The organism is Aureibacter tunicatorum, assembly GCF_036492635.1.
Lineage (GTDB): Bacteria > Bacteroidota > Bacteroidia > Cytophagales > Cyclobacteriaceae > Aureibacter > Aureibacter tunicatorum.
In genome coordinates, this window is record NZ_AP025305.1 from 3,540,979 (window position 1) to 3,553,269 (window position 12,291).

The 12,291-nt window shown below is 38.2% G+C and carries 8 protein-coding genes; 7 read left to right on the plus strand and 1 reads right to left on the minus strand.

Going from position 1 to position 12,291, the window contains the following annotated elements:
• Positions 1-5,397 (minus strand): transthyretin-like family protein, encoded by a 5,397-nt coding sequence (locus AABK36_RS14860; protein WP_309938104.1) that lies wholly within the window; start codon positions 5,395-5,397, stop codon positions 1-3.
• Between the two features lie 417 nt (positions 5,398-5,814).
• Here AABK36_RS14860 and AABK36_RS14865 point away from each other — a divergent pair, with 417 nt between their 5' ends.
• The 7 genes from AABK36_RS14865 (at position 5,815) to AABK36_RS14895 (ending at position 11,903) form a co-directional block, all read left to right on the plus strand.
• Positions 5,815-6,393 (plus strand): O-methyltransferase, encoded by a 579-nt coding sequence (locus tag AABK36_RS14865; RefSeq protein WP_309938103.1) that lies wholly within the window; start codon positions 5,815-5,817, stop codon positions 6,391-6,393.
• Positions 6,394-6,618: 225 nt separating this feature from the next.
• Positions 6,619-7,071, plus strand: coding sequence for a 3TM-type holin (locus tag AABK36_RS14870; RefSeq protein WP_309938102.1), 453 nt, complete (start codon positions 6,619-6,621; stop codon positions 7,069-7,071).
• A 3-nt stretch (positions 7,072-7,074) separates the two neighbouring features.
• Positions 7,075-7,914, plus strand: coding sequence for an N-acetylmuramoyl-L-alanine amidase (locus AABK36_RS14875; protein WP_309938101.1), 840 nt, complete (start codon positions 7,075-7,077; stop codon positions 7,912-7,914).
• Positions 7,915-8,568: 654 nt separating this feature from the next.
• Positions 8,569-9,504, plus strand: coding sequence for a hypothetical protein (locus AABK36_RS14880; RefSeq protein ID WP_309938100.1), 936 nt, complete (start codon positions 8,569-8,571; stop codon positions 9,502-9,504).
• A 246-nt stretch (positions 9,505-9,750) separates the two neighbouring features.
• The gene (locus AABK36_RS14885) at positions 9,751-10,020 is read left to right on the plus strand and encodes a transposase (protein WP_309938099.1); all 270 of its coding nucleotides are present in this window, start codon (positions 9,751-9,753) and stop codon (positions 10,018-10,020) included.
• A 920-nt stretch (positions 10,021-10,940) separates the two neighbouring features.
• Complete coding sequence (locus AABK36_RS14890) at positions 10,941-11,114, plus strand: hypothetical protein (protein WP_309938098.1); 174 nt, start codon at positions 10,941-10,943, stop codon at positions 11,112-11,114.
• 117 nt (positions 11,115-11,231) lie between these two features.
• The gene (locus AABK36_RS14895; protein ID WP_309938097.1) at positions 11,232-11,903 is read left to right on the plus strand and encodes a hypothetical protein; all 672 of its coding nucleotides are present in this window, start codon (positions 11,232-11,234) and stop codon (positions 11,901-11,903) included.
• Positions 11,904-12,291 lie beyond the last annotated feature (388 nt).

Sequence of the window (12,291 nt, forward strand, 5' to 3'; positions counted from 1 at the left end):
TTAAACTCTTGTTAAATTGAAAATTCTATCCTCGATTAAATCAGCTCTTTCATTGAATTTATCCACATCAGTTATAGAACCGTCGCTTGCCAACAAATCTTCACCAAAAGCCGCTTTGGAAAACTCATTGATATATTCTCTTCCGCCTATCAAATCATTTTTAGAAACTGTATCCAATAAGCCATAATACGACAACAACAATGAGGTTGACGTCATCCAAGTACCCGTTGTTCCTGTAAAGCTCTCCTGTTGTCCGCTTAAAGAAATACCTTGGTAATTCGCATATTCAACCAACATGCTTTCTATGCTATTTCTTACCAAAAGAATCGATTGTTCGCCTTCTTTCAAAGCCTCGACAGGAGCTTTTGTCTGTGCAGCGGCATGCGCGCACTCATGCAATAATACCAAGGCTCTGCCCACATCATTATACGCTCTGCCATTTTCAATCTCTTTGGTTGGATTAATATAGATAACAGTATGCAAATCATCCAAAAACTTCATCTGAGGAGGCAGTCCTGGTCTGGATACCTCAATATAATCCCGAGCGTGCGTCACTCCCAATGCCTTGTCATGACTCACATCAAAATCGCCTCCCGCACTAGGTACTTGATAACTCATTTCCAACACAAACCTTTCCGAAGCATAAAATCTATCCAAAAACTCTCTTGCCAATGAGGTATTCTTAAGCAAATCATCAAATACACCTTTGAATGTATTCGCTGACTTTTTCCATGATTTGCTGTATATGATATCTTTTGGCTTTTTATAGCTTGCAAATACCGCTGATCCGTCCTCTTGAGAGGACTCACCGTTTCCCAATGTCGTAAAGCTTACAGAATCGCCTGAATCCCCACTACTAGCTGTATAGGATGCATATTCTTTAGGGTTTGAAGGCAACAAACTGCTTCCTCCAGTTTTTTTCCCGCCACCATCAGTGTCTTTGCCGCTATCCTCTTTACCTCCTGATGAATTTCCTTTAATCTGGCTATCAAGTACTTCCTGCCTTTTTTTCTTAGCTTCTTCAGAAGAAAGTTTACCATCTTTTTCCATCTTATCGACCTTTCTAAGCACCTTGTCTCCCTGCTTCAACATCTGCTGTTGAGTCACAAGCTCTTTAGCCATTTTAGCATATTCCTGCGCCGCATCGACATTCATCTTCATGGCGTCAATCGCCCCGGCTTGATTCAACTCAAGCGCTTTGATCGCATTTTTCTGATTTTGATCCAACCCTGCCATGTCAGCAAATATACCCGGCGTTGATAAAGCTGTTATCGCCTGCCCATAACCTTGAGGAGCTGGAGCAGTCTGAGGGTTCTGGAAATTGATAATGTTTGTCGCCAAGTCCTTAGCGGTAAGATCCGCAGGTTCAGAACGGCGAGTATCCGTGCTTATGGTTCCTATTGCCGTAGGAGTATCTCCGCAAGGCACTTCGCTGAATCTCCAATGCCTGCTTTCGTCAATTACCTCACAACTGTTGCAAGATCCCATCACCGCCTCGGCATAAACGCCTCTCGTAGGAACACTGATTCTGAATGGATCAACAGGAGTAGTCGGAGCGTATTGAGCAAACAAATCCACTGGCTCATCAGCGTCCTGAGCATAAGTAGGATCCAAATGCATGCCTCTCACCACTGGAAAAACCAGATTGTTACCCACGATAGCCACCAAATTATTCTCAACCACGGAAGCTACGCTTCTACTGCCCGAATTAGGCGCCACGAATCCGTCAAGCATCATAAAACGTTTGTCTTTATCCATCTGCCACCAAATGACTTTATGATAATACTCTAAATTATCATTCAAGTGAGTGATTAAGTTGTTGGCCAATTCGTAATTCTTAGCGACTGGATTAATCAGCTCTCTTGCGTTCAAATTAGTGGAGAACATCACCGGATCATTTGACTTGATATCATCAAAGTAACCATTCTTGCTAAACAATCTTTCTTTCAAGCTTGTCGTCTCGTAATTGATATATCCACCATTGAACAAAATACTTGATCTTGCCGGCAAGGCTTTAGGGTTTTTGATGTAAAATCTGGAAATATCGGAACGCCTCACCGTATTATAACCTCCGCTTCTTGGCGCCAGATATCTAAGGTAAAGTCTCAGAGGAGCTCCTTGCGGATTGGACTTAATCGCATCTTTGATAAACCTTCTTCTGCTGACCACGCTTCTTCTGGACATATACCTTACAGGATCTTCATATCCCGGCACGACTGTGATATCAAAAGGCAAAGGCTCCTGCGTGCCTGACGGAGTTTCATAACCAAATTCCAACACATCCAAATATCCGGCAATAATCCCCGGCAATATTTCTTCCCTGTAAATTTCCTCTCTTTGAGCCTGAGTTCTCATTTCAAACAAAGACCTGATCTCATTGAGCATTCTTACTCCGGGCAAATGACTCATAAAGCTCCAAGCTGTCTCATCCACAGCGGACTTGAGAATATCATCGGGAGACAATATGTCCAAAGGCCGGTCAATATTGATCTGAAACTCAAGCATACCGCTCATTTCCTGAATAAATTCATCCGCCTGAATATCCATAGGGCCGGTTCCCTGCACCATGTATTTATTTTTGATCGTATCAAGAGCTTCGAAACCTTTAGCCAACTCAGAGCCTCTCAAGGCGTCAAACAACTCATCTCTCCATCTGAGTATTTTGTGAATGTTGAATGGAGTCATTTCCAACGGCACAAACAAACATTCCTGCACATCCGCCAAATTCTGCTCAATGGCAAAGTGTCTCAACACTTCAAAGTACTCCACGGTCATCGAATGGCAATGATTATGATTGGCAATGACTTCAGTCTGCGCTGACATGGATTCGCTTTGATTGACAGCTTGCACAACCGTGATTCTCTGGCTTCTTACCGAACTTGCGCTCTGCATCACATTGTCCCGCAACGAATTCAAGCTATTGGCGGACATATTGCGCGCAGAATTTTGCCAAGCGCTTGAGCTGCTGCTCCCTGAAGAAGTCTGGAAACCTATGCCTAAAGAAGATCCTCCAGCCGCTCCCAAGGAAAAAGGTCCATAGCTTCCACTACCCGCAACACCTGCTCCGGAGCCATATCCGATTCCAAAAGATTTGCCCTTTGACTTTGACTTGGATCCTCCGCTTGTGTTTTCAGTCAATGAAGTGCTGATGATATCCGTCACATCTCTGTCGCGACCCAAAAATGCATTCATACTTTCAGCAACATCCACACCTTCGCTTCTTGATCCCTGCTCGCCTCTATCCCAATCAAAAACGGCGATTTGCTTTTTCTGGCAAGGCGCTAAAGGCAGACTGTATAATAAATCTCCCAATGAATATCCATCAGCTTTCCATACCTGCTTGAATTTCAAGATATGGCCATGCGCTATCGTCGTGTTTTGATAAAGCGTCGGCGTCTCGTCCCAATCGATGGCATGATGTCCATTCAGCTCCCTTCTGCTTTTCGCATCGCCGGAAAATGTCGCTAAAATATAGCTGATAATTTCCTCAGGCGTATTCGGGATCCTGTCGTAGTCTTCCTTGAAATAGCTGATGGCTAGTTTTAAAAACTCAAGCAATTCCGCTTCAATCTGAGCCGTTCTCTGGTTGACTTGAATAAATGTGGTGCTAAGCTCGTTTTTTAAATATTCAAGCGGTGTCAATCCATTTGGCGCCACATAGGCATTGTAATCGATATAAAACATCCACCATTCAGCAGCTCCCAAACCTTGCGTTTTCGTCAATACGTGATCAATGTACGACTTCAAGGTGTCTGGATTTTCAGGCATTTCATTATAAAACTCAAAATACTTGCTTACAGCAAAATACCAAAAGGCAAATGTCTCATTGTCATTTTGAGGCGCTTTGCCATAAAAATCACGGTACTCATTTTCGGCCATCCTCACACAATATGATCTAATAAATGCGCTTCCGCTATTCATCATCACTGCAATATTATCATTAGCGCTTGGCCCCTTATCTCCCGGAAAATATACCGACTTGGAGCGCGCATAAGATTGAATAGTAAATTCAAACATCCACCATTTCAACATGCCGTCATCCAGCACATCTTTGAGAGGATGTATCTTCGGTATTTGAGATTGTCCTTCCCCTGACGAGCTTGTTGAACCTCCTCCTTTGGTTCCCCCGTCAATATTGCTATTGCTTTCGGCGTCATTCGATCTATAATTGAATAGTTCTGTTGTGTCGATTACAGTATTAAGCTCTCTCTCATGTCGGTCCAAAAGTTTTTTCAACTCCTTCTCAAACCTCATATTATTGGTAGAAACAGGAGTCGTCTGAGCTTGCTCCATATCCCCGATCATCAATAGAGGCGGTTTTTTGTACGGCATTCTTTTGATTTCAGGCTCGGTAGTTCTTACAACACTATAATAAGTGAACTCTTCAAGACTCCTGTTCGGTGTTGTAAAGTCAACACAAGTCCCGCCAAGATCATCCGAGTAAGCACTTGAATTGACCAAATCCTCCGCATCTGGCAGAGCCGGTGTCGTATTGCTGTTGCATGCGCAATCAGGGTCATCCTGATCGATATCATCCAGGCTGCTGAATACGACAATCTGATTATCTTGCAACAAACTGTCGGAAGTCAACGCCAAAGGAAATGTGCTGTCATTAAGGCCTGCGATCTTCGCATGTCCTCCAACAAGTTTGCCCGCAGGAGTGTAAAAGGAAAAATATCCATTGCTGTCAGTTTTGATCGCTGCGATGATCTGGGGGATTGTTGAATTATTTCCGTCAAAGTTCACATGAAAAAATACCGTCCAGTTTTTCAAAGGCTTGCCAGTGTCAAAAGCAATGATGCGGCCCTTAACCTTATAAGGCTGTGGATTTTGAGCATCAGGCAATACCTGCGGTTCAAAAGGCTCAACGTCCATCGTCATTTCGACCGATTGATCAGAAACCGCGCCTGTATCCTGACTGGTTTTCAACTCGTGGTATGTGAAATCTTTGGCATGAAGGACACTGCCGCTAGGGCTTATGGCTTTTAAATTGATCATGCCATCGATCATCGATTCCTCAGGAATCAAAAACTGGAAAGCTCCATCCGCACCAACACCGACAGACAATTCTCTTTTCGCCACTGTCATATTGATCGTTGTTGATTGACTTGCATGCGTCTGTCCTGCGGTCGTCTGATGCGAGCTTGCATTGTCCACTGTTTTAGGCGATTGAGGAACTTTAGGCAAACTTTTGGGGATATCAAGCGATTCCCTGCTTAGCTCTTCTGTTCTTCCGTATACGCTTTTGTCTTGTCCTGCGGTTGCTGTGGCTTGGGTATCATCTTTCGATGAAGCTTTTTCAAAAAAAGTCACCAAAAGCACATGATTCTCATAGTTTGGCTTTTCTTTCGTAGCGGATAAAAAACGGCCGTTCACCGACCTTTTAATATTTCCCATGATTAAAAAAGAATAAAATTTGAATAAAACTAAAATATTCGACAAGTATAAAAAAATCTTACTTAGTTAAAAAATTAAAACATCGAAAATGGATTATTTTTTGATTAAAATTATTTAAAATAATATTTTAAGAAAAATAGAGATCAGACAAAGTCAAAATAAATAAACATTCCACTAAACTTTTTAATTTAAATTAGATTAGAATCACAACAAAATAATCTTATTTAAATCCATAGAAACCAGACATTCTAATTTTCACAACCGTATATTTTTACTTCATGTAAATAATTAGACTTTCCCATGAACACATCAGCAAAAAAAGAATTATAATTTGCTTGGTTCCAGAGCTATTAATCCCTAATTTGGTCAATCTCCTACTCGATTAATCTTATTCTTAAATCATTTAAATCCCTTCTAATGGATTCTATTATTATGAACAAGCCTCAAAAGCTTGAAAAAATCGAGAAAAAATGCGCGGAGACCGGCTTCAATATGCCCTCGGACTTATATGTTGGCTCATTGCTTAAAACATTGATCGCTTCAAAGCCTAAATCCAACTTGCTGGAGCTGGGCACAGGCATTGGCTTGTCACTGGCTTGGATGGTCGAAGGAATGGATCAACAATCGAAGCTGACGACGATCGACAATGACTCGAGCCTTATCGATATTGCCAAGAACTACTTCGGACAAGACGAGCGTGTCAATATCATCTGCGATGATGGTGGAAAATGGCTTGAAAATTACGAAGGCGAGAAATTTGACTTAATCTTCGCTGACGCTTGGCCCGGCAAATACAGCCATCTGAACGAAGCCTTGGAAATTCTTAAGATCGGAGGCTTGTATATCATCGACGATATGACTCAGCAGCCAAACTGGCCGGAAGATCATCAAAAAACAGTGGACCAACTTATCGATAATTTGGATAACAGACCCAATCTGTCCATTACCAAAATGAATTGGTCGACCGGATTGATTATCGCTGTTAAAACTAGCTAGTCAAGTCTCTAAGCTATTTAAAGCTCTAGCTACCAAATCTCCTTACTCTTCTCTCCGCTCTTTCTTCTGTTGCAAGCACTCTTCATCACATCATAAGCTTATATTTAACTATGACAATAAAAATAACAACTATGATGTAATTAGAGCAATTATACGCGTTGAAAATATAATTAAATTTCAGTATTTTAGCATAAAATTAATTTACAAACTATACATTTCAACACCATGAATATACTATCCAAGCTATTCAGCAAGGGAGCTTCCGAGATACTATCCAAAAGCAATGATATCATCGACGGACTCTCAACCACAGACCACGAAAAACTCAAAGCGAAGAACGAGCTATCCCAAATCGTACTAGGCTCTTTGAATGAAGTGCAAAACGCCCAAAAGGAAATCATCGTCACCGAAGCGCAAGGAAATTGGCTTCAAAGATCATGGAGACCATTAGTCATGCTCAGCTTTACCTTCATCGTCATCTACACTTACTTCATCCAACACCTATTCTCTATCGCTCCTCAGATCGAATTGCCGGATAAATTCTGGGGATTACTGGAAGTCGGACTAGGAGGATATGTTATTGGCCGTTCGGTGGAAAAAGTCGCTACCAGCGTAACTCAAAATGTTGATTTGACATTTTTGAAAAAGAAAGAACGCAAAAACAACATATACGGATAAGACATGCTAACAATCGAAAACCATAAATTCGAAGAGCAAGTCAGCGACATCACGCATATGTCTTGTCCCAAAAACACCAAAAAACTAAACGGTGGAAAACCGGACTGCATCGTGATCCATTACACTGCGAGCCCTTCAGCAAAGCAAGCAGCCGAATATCTTCGAAGAAATGACGTAAAGGCTTCGGCACACATAGTGCTTGGCCGCAAAGGACATGTGTACCAACTTGTCCCATTCGATACAGTCTCTTGGCATGCCGGAGCGAGTTCTCTTAATGGAAGAAGCGGATTCAATGACTTCTCAATCGGGATAGAAATCGACAACGCGGGAGTTCTCAACAAAGTGGGCGAAAAATACCAAGCTTGGTTTGGCAAATCAATTCCTGAAAACGAAGTGATAAAAGCCACGCATCGCAATGAAAGCAATCCAAGGTATTGGCATGCCTACACCGAGGCTCAGATAGATAAAATATTTGAAATCTGCGAAGCGCTTATCAAAGCATATCCTAGCATCAAAAGCATTCACGGACACGAAGAAATCTCTCCGGGCAGAAAATCGGATCCCGGCCCCGCATTTCCACTGGACAGGCTTCGCGACAGATTCTTCAGCAACCGCAAAAGCAATACTGAATCGCTTGAGATCAATGAACATACCGGAGGCAGAGTCAATGTATCCAAACTGAATGTCAGAAGCTTGCCCTCTTATAGCGCTTCCACAGTATCCGCGCCATTGTCATTTGGCACAGAACTCAAGATACTCGATGAGCATAACGGATGGCTCAAAGTAGAAACCAGATCAGAAGGATGGGTTGCGGGAGAGTTCGTCTCCCTAGACAAATCTTGATATGTCTACCAGCGAAATTCATTTTCATTCACCTCGCAATTGCACTGAACAAAAAACAATAAATTCAATTTTTCAAGCTAAAACACATAGTTCCGTTTATTTGTCCTAGGGTAAAATAAACGGAACTTCATGATCCAACCCGAAGAGATCTCTTAGAACAGCAAAATGATTACTCAATAAATATTAATAAAGACAATATTCGAATCACGAAACTTCAACTTTACTCTCATTCACGATAAAGCAATTAATTTCAGATCTGGGTTTTCAATAAAATGAGGATAATCGTGTATTTACAAGAAGTTTGGTAAAATCAAAATGCGAGAAAAATAAATATAGGACCCAATAATTTCCAATTATATCATCAACAATCCTCGTAAACAGAAGGAAGACAGGCCCTACCAATAATTGTATTAATCACATATTCCACACAACAAAATGTATACTGGAGTAAAAAAGTTTATAATCGACTGATATCTCTGCACATATAACTGATTTTAGAGTTGATAAAGTAAATAATTCCTTAAATATATTTGAAATGTAATTTTTTTAATTTAATTTTTCATTGAAATGATTTTTTTAACTCTATTTATAAATTCCACGCATAAGTAAAAAAGAATTCATCTTATTGAAATGTTATAAACAATAATTATGATTATGAAAAAAATTATACTATCAATTATATGTTTTACAATCTTGTTAGGTTGCTCAGATAATAACCTTAATATAGAAGAAAACATAATTGATGAGGATTCTATAATCTGCGAGAACTCTAATACCAAAAAATTACTTACTATTCAAAGCACTGGTAGTGTAATCCTTCGATATTCTTATAACAACCAAGACTATTTAGATGAAATCAATATTGATGCGCCTGGATATCAAAAGAGCATTTATTATACGTATAATGAAGAGAACCTACTTGCTACAAAAACTAGTAAATTCAATACTAGAGCGGTATCTTTAACAGAAATTGATTCTTTTCAATATAACACAGGTGGTGAGTTAATAAAACACCAGTTTAAAGATAAATCATACTTCGCCCCTGATCCATATTCCGAAATTATTGAAGACTCTTCCTCCTATGAAAATAATTTTGTTTATGATGCGAACTTAATAAAAATAAATTCATCTGATTATATCAGATTGAATGAAGATAAAAAAATTGAAACCATAATTTTAGATAAAGCCATATTAACATTTCAATATGATTTAAACGGTAACATTATTTCTGGCACAGGTAATTTAAATGGCAAAGATATAAATATTAGAGTTTCTTATGAATGTTTTATTAAGCACCCTATTTTTCAAGTCCATACTTTTAATCATATTCTAATAAGCGAATACCGAAAATTAAAGCCATACAAAATATTGCAATCACACGAAACACGTGCATTTTTGGAAGTTCTAGTTAATCTTGGTTTTCACTATCCTTCCTCTATTGAATGGGAAATTACAGGAGAAGGAAATTATAAGATGTCTTATGAATATGATTTTGACTTGGAAGGATACCCAGAAAAAAAAGAAACTATTATTTATTCAAGCAACTCAGATACTGGTTCATATTCAGTCTATTACCATTGGGAAGATTAAATCAACAGAGTATATAATGAGAGTTAGGTCTTTTCCCTATGAGGTGATTTTTGTGCTTGAAAAATCGTCTTTAGCTATAATTTAAAGCGATATTTCATTCCCACAAATTTACAACTTAGTATATTACCCTGCAGTGGTTATGCTCTCATACCACTAGCAAGACTTCATTTCAACTTGCATCTCAGTTTTAACAAAAAAATATAAACCAATAATTTACAAGATGCTTGAAAGGAAAATTTGATCCTTTTGAAGAAAAAAATAGAGCTTGCAAGCAAAAGGTTAAAGCTTATAAAAGGCTATAAAGCATATGGCGGGCTACTTGCTAAATCAACAAAAATCTTCGGATGGAAAACTGATTCTCGCCAAAAACCACCATCAAAAGTCAAAGGATTTATTCATCAATCTAGCAGATGGAAAGTGGAACGAAATTTTGCATGGATAAACTTTTACCGCAAGCTATCAAAGGATTATGAAAAAGATCCAGAATCGGAAGAGTTCTTTATTAGTTTATTGTAATAAGATATTAGCAAAAATATTGATTCAAACAAGTTCTTAAAAAAAACAAAATTGGTTTATAAACGGAGTGCCTCGTATTTTATACCTATTTTATACCTATCCGCACAGAAAACTGACAGCATTTTTTTAGTAGCGCTTTGATTGAAAAATGATATTATAAGATATAAGGGTAATTGTCAACACGCAAAGGCACAGAGCATTTTATATTCGGCCTGATATGAATTTGTCAATGGATGATTATGTTGTCATGCCATTATTACCATTGACGATAATCAATATAATGATGTGACAACATAGAGACTCCATGCTTACGTTTCCACAACACAAACAACAAATTAAGTCCGGAACCCAATCAAAAATCTGGGCTCTATTACTCGCGGATTAAATCAACTATTAATCTCGATGCCCGGAAAATCGATAATGACTTTTCTTGGCAATCCGAAATCACGATCACATCATCCGCAACACCCAATCCCATCATAAGATTTCCAATTTCATCACCAACAATCTTTGTAAATAATCGAAAGATTGAATCTCACATAAAAACCCAAGTTCAACATCAAAAAAATCAATTAAAAAAATACCAATCTAAAACCACTAAAAAGAAGAGACAAGATTTATTTCAAAATTAAATCCAAGCTTCAAACGCAAGCCATATTTCATCAAAATAAACTGATTATCAGACACATTCACAACATACCAAAGCATAGTAATTCAAAAACCACAGAAATCAAACAAACATATCACCAACATTAAATTAACAATAAAATATAATTCAACTTTTTGAATTGTAATTTTTTAAGCCTACTTTTCATTGAAATAAATTTTTAGGATAATAAACGGAATTCGATTTATTGGGGTGTTGTCTGCAATTGGAAAATTAAAATGGAGCTATTTAATATTGACAACATAAGCTTTCATTGAGTGAAAATTATGACGAAATGGATATCGTTTCCGAAGTTTCGATTAGAATAAGTGACTTAAAAGAACTTGATGAAACACTAATAAAAATCAAGAACTGGGAAGAACTAAGAGTTCGCAAATATGCGACTCAAACTCCATTTGATAATGGAGTTAGTTTTAAAATAGATTGAACTGATAACTTTTGACTTTAAAACGTTTCAAGCAAAAAAACAGAACTAATCATAATTTTTAAAAACAGCGGCATCCGAAAAGCTATACGAGTAGGAAAAAAATAACTAACTAAAAAAATGGGATCAGAAACAACAGCAATCAATTTTACAAACTTGGGGTATATCGGTAATTGGCATTTAGCCTCTTTAGTATTAGACAATACGCAAACAACATGGTACTGCACTGGAGAAAAAACAGATGCAGCTGTAATGAAAAATATTGCATTGCAGCCTTGGACTAAGTGTGAAAACTTAGGAAGTTCATTGAAAATGATCACTTTTGACAATCAAGGAAACATGTGGTCTGTAGATACTGAATACAGCCATGCCAGTAAATGGGATGGACAAAATTGGGTAAAACAAGCAGCTTACAACACATGGCAATTAAAAATGATTGCCTTTGATCAAAATGGAGATATGTGGTGCGTAGGTACAGAAGGAAACATTGGTAAATGGGTCAATAGTGCTTGGCAAGACCAAAATGTAGATGGAGGTACAAAAAGTTGGATCGCTTTTCAGGAAGGTTTAGGTTTAAATACGTCTATTTATTTCGTAACAACAGAAGGCGAACTAGAGCTTTACAACGAAGAAACCGGTCATGTATCCAGCGTAGATTCTAACTGGTTGCTTCGTATGATTACTTTCGTTGACCAAGGAAATGTAGCATACGGTGTTGGCAAAGAAGGAAATACTGGATTTTCATATGTAGGAAGCAATCCTCCAACTTCAATTGGAAACTGTACGATATAATCAACAATTAGAGTATTGATAAAATGGAATGGTAGAGTGTTATATCATTTAGATGATATACAATGTTCTACCATTTTTTTAGTTAAGTAAAAGCATTTACCCTTGTCAGTTTAGCTCTAATTAAATTAACTCGATGAATTTCGACTAGGGAACTCTAATTTGCTTTGGATTGATCCCATTGTGGATATTTCGGAATTTGTGCTATTGGGATGTTAACTTCAATTATATGAGGGGACAGATTATTGAAGTAATTATGAAGGAAAGCTTTAATCCTATTTTAAACGGGGTAATTTCCTAGAAGCTATAAGGAATCCGTTTATTAAACATTTATCATCTCTAATTCTTTTAATACTGTGTGCTGATATAGCATAATCATCATTTTAATAAA